Genomic DNA, 15,074 nt, shown 5'->3' on the forward strand with positions numbered 1-15,074 from the left:
CCCCCTTTTATCCGCGTTCAGGAGAAAATAATGCCCACGAAAATCGTCATAAAAAAGAACACCTATTTTGACTCCGTCTCATTAATGTCCGTTTCCACCAAAGCCAATAAATTACCGGGCGTCGAGCAGGCGTTTGTCGCGATGGCGACGGAAATGAACAAAGGCGTATTAAAAAACCTCGGGCTATTAACGCCGGAATTAGCGGAAGCCAAAAACGGCGACCTGATGATCGTGATTAAAGGCGACGCGGCGAATGATCAAACCCTGGCGGCCATCGAAGCGCTGTTCACGCGTAAAGAGAGCGGCGGCACCCATGAAGCGCGCTACGCCACGATTGCCAGCGCCAAAACCCATCGCCCGGAGAGCAACCTCGCGGTGATTTCCGTCAACGGCACCTTCGCCGCCCGCGAAGCGCGCCAGGCGCTGGAAAACGATCTTAACGTGATGCTGTTTTCCGATAACGTGTCGCTCGACGACGAGCTGGCGCTGAAGCAGCTGGCGCATAAGAAAGGGCTGCTGATGATGGGGCCGGACTGCGGCACCGCCATCATCAACGGCGCGGGATTGTGCTTCGCCAACGCGGTGCGCCGCGGACCGATTGGCATCGTAGGCGCATCCGGCACCGGCAGCCAGGAGCTGAGCGTGCGCATTCACGAATTCGGCGGCGGCGTGTCGCAGCTGATTGGAACCGGCGGGCGCGATCTCAGCGAGAAAATCGGCGGCCTGATGATGCTCGACGCCATCGACATGCTGGAAGCCGACGAGGGCACCCAGGTTATCGCGCTGATCTCCAAGCCGCCAGCGCCAGCCGTGGCGGAGAAAGTGCTGGCCCGCGCGCGCGCCTGCCGTAAGCCGGTGGTTGTTTGCTTCCTCGGCCGCAGCGAACCGCCCGCCGATGAAGACGGCCTGCAGTTTGCGCGCGGCACCAAAGAGGCGGCCCTGAAGGCGGTCCTGCTCACCGGCATCAAGAAAGAGTCCCTCGATCTGCATCCGCTCAACTGGCCGTTGATTGAAGAGGTGCGCGCCCGCCTGACCCGGCAGCAGAAGTACATTCGCGGCCTGTTCTGCGGCGGCACCCTGTGCGACGAGGCGATGTTCGCGGCGCTTGCGAAATTCGACGACGTCTACAGCAACATCCAGCCGGATCCGGCTAAGCGCCTGAGCGACATAAGCGTCAGTAAAGCCCATACCTTCCTCGACTTTGGCGACGACGATTTCACCAACGGCAAGCCGCACCCGATGATCGACCCGACCAATCGCATCAGCCGCCTGCTGCAGGAAGCCCGCGACCCGGAAGTCGGGGTAATTGTGATGGACTTCGTGCTGGGCTTTGGCGCGCACGAGGATCCGGTCGGCGTGATGATCGACGCCATTAAAGAGGCGCAGGCGATCGCGAAGGCCGATAACCGTCCGCTGGAGATCCTCGGCTACGTGCTCGGCACCGACCAGGATCCGCAGTCGCTGGCGCAGCAGTGCCAGCTGCTGACCGACGCAGGCGTCATCTGGGCCAGCAGCAGCACCAACACCGGATTACTGGCACGCGAATTTGTCTGCAAAGGGGAGAAAGCATAATGACGACCTTATTCAACCAGCCGCTGAACGTGATTAACGTCGGCATTGCGATGTTCAGCGACGATCTCAAAAAACAGCACGTTCCCGTCACCCAGCTCGACTGGACGCCGCCGGGGCGGGGCAATATGCAGGTCGTTGAAGCGCTCGATCGGCTGGCGGAAAAACCGCTGGCGGAGAAAATCGCCGCCGCCAACCGCATCGCCCTTGAACGCATTATTCAGTCTCATCCGGTGCTGGTGGGCTATGACCAGGCCATTAACGTGGTGCCGGGCATGACCCGCACCACCATTCTGCACGCCGGTCCGCCTGTCGCCTGGGAAAATATGTGCGGGGCGATGAAGGGCGCGGTCACCGGGGCGCTGGTGTTTGAAGGGCTGGCGAAAGATCTGGACGACGCGGCAAGGCTCGCCGCCTCCGGAGATATTACCTTCTCGCCGTGCCACGAGCACGACTGCGTGGGCTCCATGGCGGGCGTTACCTCCGCGTCGATGTTTATGCACATCGTTGAAAACAAAACCTACGGCAACCGCGCGTTCACCAACCTCAGCGAGCAGATGGCGAAGATCCTGCGCATGGGCGCCAACGACCAGAGCGTGATCGACCGTCTGAACTGGATGCGCGACGTGCTCGGCCCGATGCTGCGCGACGCGATGAAGATCGTCGGCGAAATCGACCTGCGCCTGATGCTGGCTCAGGCGCTGCACATGGGCGACGAGTGTCACAACCGCAACAACGCGGGCACCACGCTGCTGATCCAGGCGCTGACGCCGGGGCTAATTCAGGCGGGCTATCCGGTGGAGCAGCAGCGCGAGGTGTTCGAGTTTGTCGCCAGCAGCGACTACTTCTCCGGCCCGACGTGGATGGCGATGTGTAAGGCCGCGCTGGACGCCGCGCACGGCATTGAGTACAGCACCGTCGTCACCACCATGGCGCGCAACGGCTACGAGTTTGGCCTGCGCGTTTCCGGCCTGCCGGGGCAGTGGTTCACCGGCCCGGCGCAGCAGGTGATTGGCCCGATGTTCGCAGGCTATAAGCCGGAAGACTCCGGGCTGGACATCGGCGACAGCGCCATCACCGAAACCTACGGCATTGGCGGCTTTGCGATGGCGACGGCCCCGGCAATCGTTGCGCTGGTGGGCGGCACGGTGGAGGAAGCCATCGACTTTTCCCGTCAGATGCGCGAAATCACCCTCGGCGAAAACCCGAACGTCACCATTCCGCTGCTCTCGTTTATGGGCATTCCGACCGCTATCGACATCACCAAAGTCGCGGGCAGCGGCATTCTGCCGGTGATTAACACCGCCATTGCCCATAAAGACGCGGGCATCGGCATGATTGGGGCGGGCATCGTTCACCCGCCGTTTAGCTGTTTTGAAAAGGCGCTGTTGACCTTCCGCGATCGCTACTTTTTATAAGGCATGCATCCATGAAAAACATGAAGCTGGAGTGGAAAAGAGGTGACTGGGCGGCGTATTTCGGATTGATGACCAACAACCTGACCAATTTGCTGACCATGATGGGGCTGCTCATTTTTGTCGTCGGCATCCCGAAGGAGATTGTTTATGGACGCATCGCGCCGGCCTTCGGGCTGGCGGTGCTGGTCGCGAGTATTTGCTACGCCTGGTTCGGCATGCAGATGGCGCGCGCCACCGGACGAACGGACGTGACCGCGCTGCCGTCCGGCCCGAGCGCGCCGTCGATTTTTACCGTGACCTTCCTGGTCCTGATGCCGGTTTATCAGCAGACCGGCGATGCGGACTTCGCGATCCAGATTGGCCTGGTGTGGTGCTTCGTGGAGGCGATGATCCTCGCGGGCGGTTCGTTCCTGGGGGAAACCATCCGCAAGATGATCCCGCGCACCGTGCTGCTGTCGTGCCTCTCCGGTTTGGGCCTGCTGCTGCTGGCGATGAACCCGATACTGCAGGCGTTCGAAGCGCCGACCGTGTCGTTCATCGTGCTGCTGCTGATCTTCATCAACTGGTTCGGTAAAAAGCCGATTTTCGCCCGTATCCCGACCGGTCTGCTGCTGTTGATTGCCGGTACGGCACTGGCGTGGATCTCCGGCCTGCAAAGCCCGGAAGCGATTAAAGCGTCCATGTCATCCTTCGGCTTTAACCCGCCGGAAGTGCACGTGGACAGCTTCATGCAGGGCCTGCCGCACGCGCTGCCGTATCTGGCCTCTGCCGTGCCGCTGGGGCTGGCGAACTACATCTTTGATCTGGAGAACATCGAAAGCGCCCACGCGGCGGGAGATGCGTACCCGACGCGTAAGGTGATGCTGGCGAACGGTCTGGCGTCGATGCTCGGCTGCCTGATGGGGAACCCGTTCCCGGTGACGGTCTACGTTGGCCACCCTGGCTGGAAAGCGATGGGGGCGAGCATCGGCTATACGCTGGCCTCCGGCGTGACCATGTTCATCGTGCCGCTGTTCGGGCTGGGGGCGTTTATGCTCGCCATCATTCCGATGACCGCCATCGTGCCGATTCTGGTGTTTATCGGCGTCGTCACCGCCAACCAGGTGGTGAGGGAAACGCCCAAAGTGGAGGTGCCGGTGATCTTCATCTGCCTGTTCCCGTGGATCGCCAACTGGGCGCTGACGATGATGAACAGCGTGATGGGGGCGGCGGGCACCAGCGCGGCGAAGATCGGCACCGACGTGCTGCACAGCAAAGGAATTTACTACGAAGGCCTGGTGCATCTCGGCAACGGCGCGCCGCTCGCCAGCATGCTGTGGGGCTGTATCGCCATTTTCGCCATCATCAACAAGCCGCTGCGCGGAGCCGTTGCGGCCTCCGTCGGGGCGCTGCTGGCGCTGTTTGGGGTGATCCACGCCCCGGTGGTGGGTTTTGCCGAGGGCAGTTCGCTGATGTTCGTTACCGCGTATCTGATGATGGGCGGCATGTTTGTGGTGAAGCATGTGCTGGATAGCCGCGAAGCGGCGAGCGCGGCGGCACCGGTTTCTGAATCCTGATAATGCCTGATGCCCTCACCCTAACCCTCTCCCACAGGGAGAGGGAACGTTAATCCCCCTCTCCCTGCGGGAGAGGGCCGGGGTGAGGGCACCAGAACGCACCTTCTAAAGGACACAAAATGAAAGAGCTTATGGTCGTCGCCATCGGCGGCAACAGCATTATCAAAGACAACGCCAGCCAGTCGATTGAACATCAGGCGCAGGCGGTGAAAGCGGTGGCAGAGTCGGTGCTGGAAATGCTGGCCTCCGACTATGACATCGTGCTCACGCACGGCAATGGCCCCCAGGTGGGGCTGGATCTGCGCCGCGCCGAAATCGCCCACGAGCGGGAAGGGCTGCCGCTAACCCCGCTGGCAAACTGCGTGGCGGACACCCAGGGCGGGATTGGCTACCTGATCCAGCAGGCGCTCAACAATCGCCTGGCCGCGCGCGGGGAGCAAAAAGCGGTCACGGTCGTCACGCAGGTGGAGGTGGATAAAAACGATCCGGGCTTTACGCACCCGACGAAACCTATCGGTGCGTTCTTCACCGAGGCGCAGCGCGACGAGCTGCAGCAGGCACACCCGGACTGGCATTTTGTCGAGGATTCAGGCCGTGGCTACCGTCGCGTGGTGGCCTCACCGCAGCCGCTGCGCATCGTTGAGGCCGACGCCATCAAAACGCTGACGCAAAAAGGCTTTGTGGTGATCGGCGCGGGCGGCGGCGGAATACCCGTGATTCGCAGCGAGCAGGGCGACTACCAGAGCGTCGACGCGGTGATTGATAAAGATCTCTCCACCGCGCTGCTGGCACGCGAGATCGGTGCCGACGTGCTGGCGATCACCACCGGCGTGGAGAAGGTGTGCATCAACTTCGGCAAGCCGAACCAGCAGGCGCTGGACACCGTCAGCGTGGCGCAGATGACGCGCTACAGGGAAGAGGGCCACTTCCCGGCGGGCAGCATGCTCCCCAAAATCGTCGCCTCGCTGGAATTTTTACACCACGGCGGCAGGCGCGTGATTATCACCTCGCCGGACAGCCTGCCCGCGGCGCTGCGCGGGGAAACCGGCACCCATATTGTTAATGAAGGAAGATAAGATGAGTGAAAACAAAAGCCGCCGCGAATTTATCAGCCACAGCGGCAAAATGGTCACCGCCTGCGCGCTGTTTGGCGCCACCGGATCCGTCGCGTATGCTGCTGACTCCGCGAAGCCAACCTGCGAGACGGGCAAACCGATGAGCATCACCGCGAAACATTACTATCTGGACAACGTGCTGCTGGAGGCCGGGTTCAACGTCGACGGCGGCGTGGCGACGAGCACCCGCACCGAGCTGAAAACGCTGGAGATTAACGACGGGAAGATCGTCGCCCTGCGCGATAACAAGCGCCACGCCGACGCCACGCTGCCGCACTATGACGCAGGCGGCAAGCTGATGCTCCCGGCGATGCGCGACATGCACATTCACCTGGATAAAACCTTTTACGGCGGTCCGTGGCGCTCCCTGAACCGTCCGGCGGGCACGACGATTCAGGACATGATCCGCCTTGAGCAGAAGCTGCTGCCGGAGCTACAGCCCTACACCCAGGAGCGCGCGGAAAAGCTGATCGATCTGATCCAGTCGAAAGGCTCCACCATCGCCCGCAGCCACTGCAATATCGAGCCGACCTCCGGCCTGAAGAATCTGGAAAACCTGCAGGCGGTTTTATCGCGCCGTAAGCCCGGCTTTGACTGCGAAATCGTCGCTTTCCCGCAGCACGGGCTGCTGCTGTCAAACTCCGAAAAGCTGATGCGCGAGGCGATGCAGGCCGGAGCGCACTACGTGGGCGGGCTGGATCCAACCAACGTCGACGGCGCGATGGAGAAATCCCTCGACACCATGTTCCAGATTGCGCTGGACTACGACAAAGGGGTGGATATCCACCTGCATGAAACCAGCCCGGCGGGCGTGGCGGCGGTGAACTATATGGTGGAGACGGTGGAGAAAACGCCGGAGCTGAAGGGCAAGCTGACCATCAGCCACGCCTTCGCGCTGGCGACGCTCAACGAGCAGCAGGTGGATGAGATCGCCACCCGCATGGCGGCGCAGCGGGTGACCATCGCCTCCACCGTGCCGATTGGCACCCTGCATATGCCGCTGAAGCAGCTGCGCGAGAAGGGCGTTTTCGTAATGACGGGGACCGACAGCGTGATCGATCACTGGTCGCCGTACGGTCTGGGGGACATGCTGGAAAAAGCGAATCTTTACGCTCAGCTCTACATCCGCCCGAACGAGCAGACGCTCTCCCGCGCGCTCGGTATTGCCACCGGCGACGTGCTGCCGCTGAATGACAAAGGCGAGCGCGTGTGGCCGAAAGCGCAGGACGACGCCAGCTTTGTGCTGGTGGATGCTTCCTGCTCCGCCGAGGCCGTGGCGCGCATTTCACCGCGCACCGCGACGTTCCATAAGGGCAACCTTGTCTGGGGCTCGGTGGGTTGACGTGCATTTCTCCCTCTCCCTGTAGGAGAGGGTTGGGGTGAGGTGCATTTCTCCCTCTCCCTGTGGGAGAGGGTTGGGGTGAGGGCATCAGGCCGCACTTCCGTAGGTCGGGTAAGGCGAAGCCGCCACCCGACAATGCAGTATACTGCTATGCATATTCTTAAAGAGGGATCTGCCATGGCACAAAATATCTACGACAATCCGGCGTTTTTTGAAGGCTACGCCCGGCTTCCACGCTCGGTGCAGGGTCTGGACGGCGCGCCGGAGTGGCCCGCGTTAAAAGGCATGCTGCCGGATTTAACCGGCAAATCGGTTGTCGATCTCGGCTGCGGCTACGGCTGGTTCTGCCGCGCGGCGCGCGAGCTGGGCGCTGCTGACGTCACGGGGGTCGATATCTCAGAAAAGATGCTCGCCCGCGCAGCGGAGCTTACCGCTGACCCACAGATTCACTATCAGCGTAGCGATCTGGAATCTCTTAAGCTCAACGAGAACAGCCTCGATCTGGTCTACAGCTCGCTGGCGCTGCACTACCTGCCGGAACTGGATACGTTATTCGCCAGGGTTCAGCGCGCGCTCAAGCCCGGCGGCAGCCTGGTGTTCTCAATGGAGCACCCGATCTACACCTGCGCCGCCCGTCAGGGCTGGCTGACCGACGATAACGGCGAGCGGTTCTGGGGTGTTAATCATTATCAGGAAGAAGGCAAGCGCGTCAGCAACTGGCTGGCGGACGGCGTTATCAAGTATCACCGCACGCTGGGCACCACGCTGAACGCGCTGATCGGCGCCGGGTTAACGATAAGCGAGGTCAACGAGTGGGGGCCAACGCAGGCGCAGATTGACGCCTGGCCCGCGCTGGCCGAAGAGGCAGAGCGCCCGATGCTGGTGCTGATCGCCGCCCGTAAGGCTCAGTAACCCACCCTATACACTCGCCCGCTCTGCACGCCTTCCACGCTGCGGCGATAGGCCTGCGCCACGGTTGCGGCGGGAACGCTCTCAAAGCCCGGGAAGAAGCCGTCGTACGTTTCGACGGATTCGGTGAGTACCGTCGGGCTAATCAGGTTGATGCGGATCCCGCGCGGCAGCTCGCAGGCTGCGGCGCGGACAAACCCTTCCAGCGCCGCATTCACCGTGGTGGCATTCACGCCCTGGGCAATTGGCTCGTGCGCCACGATGCCGCTTATCAGCGTAATCGAGCCGCCCTCGTTCAGATAATGCTGGCCGGTCAACGCCAGGCGCACCTGCCCGAGCAGCTTGTCCTGCAGGCCCTGGTTGAAGTCGCTGTCCTTCATGGTTGCGAGCGGGCCAAAGTAAAGACCACCGCTGGCGGAGACAATCGCATCCACCGGGCCGATTTTCTCAAACAGCGCCTGGACGCTCGCCTGCGAGGTGATATCCACCTGCTCGTCGCCCTGCGTCCGGCCGACGCGGATGACCTCGTGGCGACGACTCAGCTCTTCCGTTACCGCACGACCGACCGTACCGCTGGCACCAATAATGACGATTTTCATAGCTGACTCCTTATGTTGTGAGCCCCCATTCTTTAATAAATAAAAATGCAGATAAACTGGGCTAAAGTTAGAAGATTGCTAACCAGGAGTTTGGAATATGGATAAGCTTCGCAGCATGGAGACCTTTATTGCCGTGGTGGAAAGCGGCAGCTTTACCGGCGCGGCGGCACGGCTGGAGATGTCGGCGGTAATGGTGGGGAAATACGTTGCGCTGCTGGAATCACAGCTCGGTACCCGCCTGCTGGAGCGTAACACGCGGCGCCAGAGCCTGACCGACGCCGGGCGGGTCTATTTCGACGAGGCGAAGCGGGTGCTGGAGCAGGTCGCGATCGCCGAAAGCGCCGTGGAGCGCCTGCGCGCCGCGCCGTCCGGCACCCTGCGCGTGACGGCGCCCACCTCGTTTGGCGGCAGCGCGATCGCGCCGATTACGGCCTCTTTTTTACAACGCTACCCGGAGGTGCGCATCGAGCTGGATCTCACCAACCGGATGGTGGATCTGGTGGAGGAGGGTATCGATCTGGCCATTCGTATTGGCGACATTCATAACGACGATCTGGTGGCGAAATACCTCTGCCCTTACCGGATGGTGATCTGCGCCGCGCCGGACTATCTTGCGCGCTACGGTACGCCGCAAACCCCTGCCGATCTGGTGGATCATCTCTGCTTATCCCACAGCGTGTGGACCGCGCGCAACGAGTGGCGGCTGCCGGGCGTTGAGGGCGAGGTGCGCTGGAAGCGGGATGCGGTCTTAAGATGCAACGACGGCTACGGGCTGCGGATGGCCGCGAGAGCCGGGGCGGGACTGCTGCTGCAGCCGGAAGTGCTGGTGGCGGAAGATCTGGAAAGCGGCAGGCTGGTGCGGGTGCTGGAGGCGTATATTCCGGCGCCGAGACCCGTGCATTTGCTGTGGCGTCAGGATTTACGACCTCTCCCTAAGCTAACGGAATTTATCGCCCATATTCTGCTAAGATTGGGCACACTATAAAAAAGAAGGTATGCAAAGAATGTCTGTGAATAAACTCGCCAGCAGCGCGCAGGGCCTGCAATCATCTGCCATCCGTGAATTGTTAAAACATAGCAAAATGGCCGGCGTCATTTCGCTGGGTGGGGGGATTCCTAACCCGGCCTTGTTCGATCACGAAGGGCTGAAAATTGCCGCTGATGCCGTATTATCACAGCATTTTGGTGAGGCCTTTCAGTACGGTCTGACCGAAGGCGTACCGGGGCTACGGGAAGAAATTCAGCGCATCTGTGAAGGGCGCGGGATCCGCTGCAAGGCGGATGATGTGGTCGTGACCTCCGGTTCACAGCAGTCCCTCGACGTGCTGGCGCGTGCATTAATTAACCCGGGCGATACCGTTGTGGTTGAGCGTCCAACCTATCTTGCTGCGCTGCAGGTATTTGGCCTGGCGCAGGCGAATTTTGAATCCGTTGGCACCGACGGCGACGGAATGAAGGTCGACGAGCTTGAAGCGCTGGCGGCAAATAAAACCATCAAAGCGGTCTATATTGTTCCGACGTTTGGCAACCCTGGCGGGGTAACCCTTTCTGAGGCGCGTCGCAAACAGCTGGTGGAATTATCGAAGCGCTATGACTTCGTCATTATTGAAGACGATCCGTACAGCGAAATTAATTATACCGATGAAGTTTTCCGCCCGTTAATTGCCCATGCCAAAGATATCGGCAACGAAGAGAACGTGGTGTATACCTCAACCTTCTCCAAAATTCTCGCTCCAGGAACCCGCGTGGGCTGGGTGCTGGTGCCGGAATGGCTGAAGCGCGCAGTAGTAAACCTTAAGCAAACCACCGACCTGCACACCAGCACGCTGTCGCAGCTGATGACGTATGAATACCTGAAAACCGGTCGCCTGCCCGATCAGATTAAAACGATCCGCGAAGCCTATCGCCAGAAATACCAGACGTTCGCAACCGAGCTGGAATCCGAGCTGGGTGATGTGATGTCGTTCCACAAGCCGAAGGGCGGCATGTTCCTGTGGGCGAATATGAAAAATGGTAGTAATACCACCCGCTGGCTGGAAAAAACGTTAAGTAACGGCGTAGTATTTGTGCCGGGCGAATTTTTCTACTGCAATGAGCCAGACCATTCAACGCTGCGTATGTCGTTTGTCACGCCTACGGATGAAGAGCTGAAGGAAGCGGTTCAACGCCTGAAAAAATCGCTGTAAAAGACCTGCGCATAATGGCTTTCCTGCCGTTATGCGCAATACGCGTTCAGGGCGGCACGGGCCGCGATCGTCCATGGAGATCTCCATGTTTGAATTTCTGTTCGGTGTCGTTACGCACACGCCTGCCTGGGTGTGGGTGCTGTTTATCTTCCTTATCTCTCGCGGCATTAAAGCCCGCAGGTCCGCCACCGTCACGCTGGAGAGGCTTGCCATCATTCCGGCAATATTTCTAATCTGGGATATCTACGATCTGGTGGTCTACCGCACGCTGACGCCCGGAACTGTTGCATTGTGGACGGCGGGGATCCTCGCCGGAGCCGCGCTGGGGTATATCCTGATTAGGCAGGCGGTTATCACCCGCGCAGATGCGCCGCGCAGCCTTTACCGCCAGGCAGACTACACCGCGCTGCCGTTTATGATGCTGGCGTTCGGCGTGAAGTATGTGCTGGGCGTGATGAGCGCGGTCTCTCCCCAGACGATGCAGCAGCCCGCCATGAGCGCGCTGGCAATCGTCTCCGGCGGCGTGTTTGCCGGCGTGTTTATCGGAAAATTTGCGCGTTACGTTGGGGTGTATAACAGTGCCGCACCGCGCCCGGCGGAGTAAGGTTATTCTGTCGCGTGTGCCAGCGTGCGATCTGCAGCATCGCCGCTGAGTGCTCGCGTGACTTCATGGATCCGCCAGATTTTCCCTTCACGCAGCGCGGCAAACAGGTAAACCTCGATCTCTGCCTGACGACCATCAGGATACGTGACCGTCACGATATGCCGGTCAGCCAGAAGTTCGTCATGGCAGGCTATCTCCACCACGGTAAAGGCGATTGCGCGGATCTGTGAGCTGACGTGGCTCACATGCTGGACAAAACCCCGGTAGTCAAGCGCGTGACCGTCCGTAAACTGCTGGTAATCGGGCGTAAATACCTCTGCCGGATCGATATCGCCGTTGAATAAGCGGGTTAACAGGCACGACATCTTTTCGCGCTGCGCGGCGTTGTCGGTGTGGGCTATCAGGGACGTGATAATGCTCATGCGGGCTCCTTATGTGGTTGAATCACCATTATCCTTGACAGCCGAAGTCGCAGTTTCTCTAATATGCCGAAGAATAACGATTTTCGGTCAAAATGATATGGTCAGTGTTGAAACGCTCCTTCATCCCGGCGGGTACCGAACGCCCTGGCACAGTCATCGCACCGGCCAGCTGTGGCGCATTGCAACGGGGCTGCTGGTCATTGAGACGCAGCAGGCGCGATCGGTCGTACCGGCAAAACACATCGGCTGGATCCCTCCGGATCGGCAGCACGCCGCTTTTTCCGAAAGTGCGGTAGAAGGCTGCGCTATCTTTCTTGACCCCGCCGGGTGCGCAATGCTTCCCGATGCGCCCGCGCTGTTCGAGCCCGACGATCTCACCCATGCACTGTTTTCCCGTTTATGCGATGCAGAGAGCGAGTACGATCCGCGAAAGCTTGCTTTGCTGCTGGATGAGCTTGCCCTGACGCCCCAGGCTCGCTTTTCTCTGCCCGTGCCGACGGATCCGCGTCTGAAGAACGTGGTCAGCCATTTGCTGCAGTTTGTCGATGATAACCAGACGGTCGAGAGCCATGCTATTCATGCTGGGATGAGCGTGCGTACGTTCAACCGTCGGTTTAGCGCCCAGACCGGAATGAACTTTGTTAACTGGCGGCAGCTGGCTCGCGTCATGCGGGCAATGGAGTGGCTGGCGGCGGGGAAGCCGGTAGGGTGGATTGCGCTGTCCTGCGGCTACAGCAGCGTCAGCGCATTTATTGAGGTTTTCAGAGCATGGACCGGTAAAACGCCGGGACAGTGGGTGATTAAAGAAGGCCCTTTTGGGCGAAGGTAACACGCGTGGCTGCGTTGAGATCCAGCTCTTTTAACGATTCCGGATTAACCCAGGCGATCTCCTGAAACTCTTCATTAAACGTGACTTCCCGGTTGGCGCTGATGCAGTCGAAGATCAGATAGATCATGTAAATCTCCTCTGTAGTGCCATCGGCGTAGGTTTTCACCCTGATGTCATCGCGAAAAGCCCATGGCGTAACCGAGACAATCTCCAGCGCTTCGCCCAGCTCTTCGCGGATCTCACGGCGCAACGCCTGTTCCATGGTTTCGCCCGGCTCCATTCCACCGCCGGAGAGAGCCCACTGGCCGGGGAACACGCCGCGATCGTCGGCCATTTTACACAGGAGATAGGCACCGTCGTTCTGGATGATGGGGCAGACAATGGTTCGTTGGCGCATGATTTCTTCCTGAAAAATTATTAATAGGTGAAGTGTTTACCGAATCAGGCTACATCCGGCTGGCCAGATTTTCGCTTAGCCATGACGTCCGCAACGGTCTTTATACGGCTTAGCTCCTCCTGCGTCCTGGGGTTGGATTGCGCTTCCCAGATATCGACGTTCAGCTGTAAGTTAAGCCAAAATTCAATTGTGGTATCAAAGGCTTTTGCCAGTTTGATCGCCATATCGGCAGTCAGCTTGCGATTGTTATTGACCAGCGCGCTGATGGTGTTGCGGTGAACATTGAGCATCTCCGCCAGATCGCTGATTTTCAGATTGAGCGGTTCAAGATACTCATACTGCAACACGTCGCCCGGCGTGGTGGGTTTGCGGAGTGCCTGTTGAAGTGTCATAGGTGATGCCTCACTTGTGTTGCGTGTACTTGTGTGGAGAGAGGTAGAGATCTTCTGCTTTACCCTCTGTCCAGCGAAATACGAGCCTGTATTGCCTGTTTACCCGGATTGAGGAATATCCCTTCAGCGGAGGATTCAATGCTTCATACATATTGCCCGGTGGCGATCGCAAATCCCTGTGCGAGGTTGCTGCCCTGATGATATCGAGCTTTCTCGCAAGCGTTGTTTCCAGATTTGCAGGAATAACATTGCTCGATCTGCCGTAAAGAAAAAAATCCTCAAGCCATTGATCCCGAAAATAACTAATCATAATGGTGCTGAGCTCCAGTCCTTGAAGCTGATTGAATAGTAATGCACTCCCGCACTGTGCGCAAGTGCGTTTTTTGTCTGCGGTTAATATTACCTGGGCGATGGCTGAAGGGAAGTGGGATGTATGGCTAAAGATGAATATTCCGAGGTAGGTTCCAGTTCTGACGTGCGGTTAAATACCCGGCGGCGCTGCGCTTGCAAGGGCCTCCGGGTATGTAGGCCGGGTAAGGCGGAGCCGCCACCCGGCGATTGACTACCGCTCCCTCAGCGCCTCTTTCGCCCGGTTAAACGGCTTGATCAGATAATCCAGCACCGTTTTCTCGCCGGTCTTAATGTCCACCGTCGCAATCATCCCCGGCACAATCGAGAAGTGCCTGCCCGCCTTATTCACCAGGTAATCCTGGCTGGTGCGGATAAACACCCGGTAATAGAACACTTCCGGCTTGGCCTCGTCCTGGATGGTGTCCGGAGAGATCGTTTCGACGACCCCGTGCAGGCCGCCGTAAATGGCGTAATCGTAGGCGGTGATTTTAACCAGCGCCTCCTGGTTCGGGTGGATAAAGGCGATATCGCGCGGCGACAGGCGGGTTTCAATCAGCAGGTGATCGTCCACCGGCACAATCTCCATCAGCTCGCCGTTGGGCGGGATCACGCCGCCGATGGTGGTGACCTTGATGTTTTTCACGATCCCGCGCACCGGGGATTTTACCGTCAGACGGGTGACGGAATCCTGGCGGCCTTTGAGGATCGCCGAAACCATATCCACCTCGGCGTTGGCCTTGGATAACGCCTCCCGGGCCTGAACGTAATACTGCGAGCGTACGTCGGTGAGCTTCAACTCCAGATCGCTTTTCTGCCGCTGCAGGCGCAGCACCTCCACGTGGCTGGCGGCACCGGTTTTCACCAGCCGCTGGGTGATAGCCAGCTCCTTATTGGCGAGATCTAACGCGGCGCGCAGCTCCCGTTGGGTATCCTCCAGCTGCGCGCGGCGGGAGTTGTAGAGGCGCGTTTCGTCAGCAATCAGATCCGGCCACTTTGCCAGCGAAGGGGGGAACTTCAGCGGGAGATCGTTCACCTCGGCGTACAGGCGGGCGCTGGAGGCCAGTGAGGCCCGGTAGCGCGCCGCGCTTTCGCCGACGTTCGATTCGGAACGCGTTGGATCGAGCCGCGCCAGCACCTGCCCGGCCTGCACCTGATCGCCCTCGTGGACGTTCAGCTCGGTGAGGATCCCGCCGTCGAGAGACTGTAAGACCTGCTCGCGCGAGCTGGGGATCACTTTACCCGAGCCGGTTGATACCTCATCCAGCACGCCAAACCACGCCCAGACGCCCAGCACCACAAACATCAGCAGCGAGAAGATCACGATCCGACGCGCGCCGGTATAGCCGCTTTCGGAGTCGAGGGCGTTATCCAGATCGTCCATTGCC

16 protein-coding genes are annotated in these 15,074 nt (G+C 59.6%); 10 read left to right on the forward strand and 6 right to left on the reverse strand.

The features are described from left to right. The first annotated feature begins 30 nt into the window (after positions 1 to 30). From fdrA to M2422_RS19470, 6 genes are all read left to right on the forward strand, one after another. Positions 31 to 1,572 carry an acyl-CoA synthetase FdrA gene (gene fdrA / locus M2422_RS19445; RefSeq protein ID WP_064673543.1) on the forward strand — a complete coding sequence of 514 codons (1,542 nt, stop codon included), beginning with the start codon at positions 31 to 33 and terminating at the stop codon, positions 1,570 to 1,572. After that, positions 1,572 to 2,987: a DUF1116 domain-containing protein gene (locus tag M2422_RS19450; protein WP_064673544.1), complete on the forward strand. Its 1,416-nt coding sequence runs from the start codon at positions 1,572 to 1,574 to the stop codon at positions 2,985 to 2,987. Before fdrA ends, M2422_RS19450 begins: the two co-directional genes overlap by 1 nt. An 11-nt stretch (positions 2,988 to 2,998) precedes the next feature. Next, positions 2,999 to 4,543 carry a hypothetical protein gene (locus M2422_RS19455; RefSeq protein WP_064673545.1) on the forward strand — a complete coding sequence of 515 codons (1,545 nt, stop codon included), beginning with the start codon at positions 2,999 to 3,001 and terminating at the stop codon, positions 4,541 to 4,543. Between the two features lie 119 nt (positions 4,544 to 4,662). Then, complete coding sequence (locus M2422_RS19460) at positions 4,663 to 5,619, forward strand: carbamate kinase family protein (RefSeq protein ID WP_047059377.1); 957 nt, start codon at positions 4,663 to 4,665, stop codon at positions 5,617 to 5,619. A gap of 1 nt (position 5,620) precedes the next feature. After that, positions 5,621 to 7,000 carry an amidohydrolase family protein gene (locus M2422_RS19465; RefSeq protein ID WP_064673547.1) on the forward strand — a complete coding sequence of 460 codons (1,380 nt, stop codon included), beginning with the start codon at positions 5,621 to 5,623 and terminating at the stop codon, positions 6,998 to 7,000. A 177-nt stretch (positions 7,001 to 7,177) separates the two neighbouring features. Continuing rightward, positions 7,178 to 7,912, forward strand: coding sequence for a bifunctional 2-polyprenyl-6-hydroxyphenol methylase/3-demethylubiquinol 3-O-methyltransferase UbiG (locus M2422_RS19470; protein ID WP_182382600.1), 735 nt, complete (start codon positions 7,178 to 7,180; stop codon positions 7,910 to 7,912). Here M2422_RS19470 and M2422_RS19475 read toward each other — a convergent pair. After that, the gene (locus M2422_RS19475; RefSeq protein ID WP_045888791.1) at positions 7,906 to 8,508 is read right to left on the reverse strand and encodes a short chain dehydrogenase; all 603 of its coding nucleotides are present in this window, start codon (positions 8,506 to 8,508) and stop codon (positions 7,906 to 7,908) included. The two genes, M2422_RS19470 and M2422_RS19475, sit on opposite strands and share 7 nt — an antisense overlap. 97 nt (positions 8,509 to 8,605) lie before the next feature. Here M2422_RS19475 and M2422_RS19480 point away from each other — a divergent pair, with 97 nt between their 5' ends. The 3 genes from M2422_RS19480 (at position 8,606) to M2422_RS19490 (ending at position 11,298) form a co-directional block, all read left to right on the forward strand. Further along, positions 8,606 to 9,493, forward strand: coding sequence for a LysR family transcriptional regulator (locus M2422_RS19480; RefSeq protein ID WP_058841109.1), 888 nt, complete (start codon positions 8,606 to 8,608; stop codon positions 9,491 to 9,493). A gap of 19 nt (positions 9,494 to 9,512) precedes the next feature. After that, positions 9,513 to 10,694: a PLP-dependent aminotransferase family protein gene (locus M2422_RS19485; RefSeq protein WP_064673548.1), complete on the forward strand. Its 1,182-nt coding sequence runs from the start codon at positions 9,513 to 9,515 to the stop codon at positions 10,692 to 10,694. A gap of 85 nt (positions 10,695 to 10,779) precedes the next feature. Then, entirely contained in the window at positions 10,780 to 11,298 is a 519-nt protein-coding gene (locus M2422_RS19490) for a DUF6622 family protein (RefSeq protein WP_064673549.1), read from the forward strand. Between the two features lie 2 nt (positions 11,299 to 11,300). Here M2422_RS19490 and M2422_RS19495 read toward each other — a convergent pair whose 3' ends face one another. Then, positions 11,301 to 11,720 carry a nuclear transport factor 2 family protein gene (locus M2422_RS19495; RefSeq protein WP_064673550.1) on the reverse strand — a complete coding sequence of 140 codons (420 nt, stop codon included), beginning with the start codon at positions 11,718 to 11,720 and terminating at the stop codon, positions 11,301 to 11,303. Between the two features lie 97 nt (positions 11,721 to 11,817). On the opposite strand from M2422_RS19495, the gene M2422_RS19500 reads away from it, so the two are divergent. Next, positions 11,818 to 12,549 carry an AraC family transcriptional regulator gene (locus M2422_RS19500; protein WP_064673551.1) on the forward strand — a complete coding sequence of 244 codons (732 nt, stop codon included), beginning with the start codon at positions 11,818 to 11,820 and terminating at the stop codon, positions 12,547 to 12,549. Here the strand turns inward: M2422_RS19500 and nudI are convergent. The 4 genes from nudI to M2422_RS19520 form a co-directional block, all read right to left on the reverse strand. Beyond that, complete coding sequence (nudI, locus tag M2422_RS19505; RefSeq protein WP_064673552.1) at positions 12,521 to 12,946, reverse strand: nucleoside triphosphatase NudI; 426 nt, start codon at positions 12,944 to 12,946, stop codon at positions 12,521 to 12,523. The two genes, M2422_RS19500 and nudI, sit on opposite strands and share 29 nt — an antisense overlap. 44 nt (positions 12,947 to 12,990) lie before the next feature. Beyond that, entirely contained in the window at positions 12,991 to 13,338 is a 348-nt protein-coding gene (locus M2422_RS19510) for a HigA family addiction module antitoxin (protein WP_033146339.1), read from the reverse strand. Positions 13,339 to 13,348: 10 nt separating this feature from the next. Continuing rightward, positions 13,349 to 13,648 (reverse strand): type II toxin-antitoxin system RelE/ParE family toxin, encoded by a 300-nt coding sequence (locus M2422_RS19515; RefSeq protein ID WP_064673553.1) that lies wholly within the window; start codon positions 13,646 to 13,648, stop codon positions 13,349 to 13,351. Positions 13,649 to 13,900: 252 nt separating this feature from the next. Continuing rightward, entirely contained in the window at positions 13,901 to 15,070 is a 1,170-nt protein-coding gene (locus M2422_RS19520) for an HlyD family efflux transporter periplasmic adaptor subunit (protein ID WP_086374946.1), read from the reverse strand. Positions 15,071 to 15,074: the final 4 nt, after the last annotated feature.

The organism is Enterobacter sp. SLBN-59 (assembly GCF_024807915.1).
In the GTDB taxonomy this organism is placed as follows: domain Bacteria; phylum Pseudomonadota; class Gammaproteobacteria; order Enterobacterales; family Enterobacteriaceae; genus Enterobacter; species Enterobacter asburiae_B.

Excerpts from the sequence above, each read along its gene's own strand:
- fdrA (WP_064673543.1), top strand. The coding sequence starts at position 31 with ATGCCCACGAAAATCGTCATAAAAAAGAACACCTATTTTGACTCCGTC.
- M2422_RS19450 (WP_064673544.1), top strand. The coding sequence starts at position 1,572 with ATGACGACCTTATTCAACCAGCCGCTGAACGTGATTAACGTCGGCATT.
- M2422_RS19455 (WP_064673545.1), top strand. The coding sequence starts at position 2,999 with ATGAAAAACATGAAGCTGGAGTGGAAAAGAGGTGACTGGGCGGCGTAT.
- M2422_RS19460 (WP_047059377.1), top strand. The coding sequence starts at position 4,663 with ATGAAAGAGCTTATGGTCGTCGCCATCGGCGGCAACAGCATTATCAAA.
- M2422_RS19465 (WP_064673547.1), top strand. The coding sequence starts at position 5,621 with ATGAGTGAAAACAAAAGCCGCCGCGAATTTATCAGCCACAGCGGCAAA.
- M2422_RS19470 (WP_182382600.1), top strand. The coding sequence starts at position 7,178 with ATGGCACAAAATATCTACGACAATCCGGCGTTTTTTGAAGGCTACGCC.
- M2422_RS19475 (WP_045888791.1), bottom strand. The coding sequence starts at position 8,508 with ATGAAAATCGTCATTATTGGTGCCAGCGGTACGGTCGGTCGTGCGGTA.
- M2422_RS19480 (WP_058841109.1), top strand. The coding sequence starts at position 8,606 with ATGGATAAGCTTCGCAGCATGGAGACCTTTATTGCCGTGGTGGAAAGC.
- M2422_RS19485 (WP_064673548.1), top strand. The coding sequence starts at position 9,513 with ATGTCTGTGAATAAACTCGCCAGCAGCGCGCAGGGCCTGCAATCATCT.
- M2422_RS19490 (WP_064673549.1), top strand. The coding sequence starts at position 10,780 with ATGTTTGAATTTCTGTTCGGTGTCGTTACGCACACGCCTGCCTGGGTG.
- M2422_RS19495 (WP_064673550.1), bottom strand. The coding sequence starts at position 11,720 with ATGAGCATTATCACGTCCCTGATAGCCCACACCGACAACGCCGCGCAG.
- M2422_RS19500 (WP_064673551.1), top strand. The coding sequence starts at position 11,818 with ATGGTCAGTGTTGAAACGCTCCTTCATCCCGGCGGGTACCGAACGCCC.
- nudI (WP_064673552.1), bottom strand. The coding sequence starts at position 12,946 with ATGCGCCAACGAACCATTGTCTGCCCCATCATCCAGAACGACGGTGCC.
- M2422_RS19510 (WP_033146339.1), bottom strand. The coding sequence starts at position 13,338 with ATGACACTTCAACAGGCACTCCGCAAACCCACCACGCCGGGCGACGTG.
- M2422_RS19515 (WP_064673553.1), bottom strand. The coding sequence starts at position 13,648 with ATGATTAGTTATTTTCGGGATCAATGGCTTGAGGATTTTTTTCTTTAC.
- M2422_RS19520 (WP_086374946.1), bottom strand. The coding sequence starts at position 15,070 with ATGGACGATCTGGATAACGCCCTCGACTCCGAAAGCGGCTATACCGGC.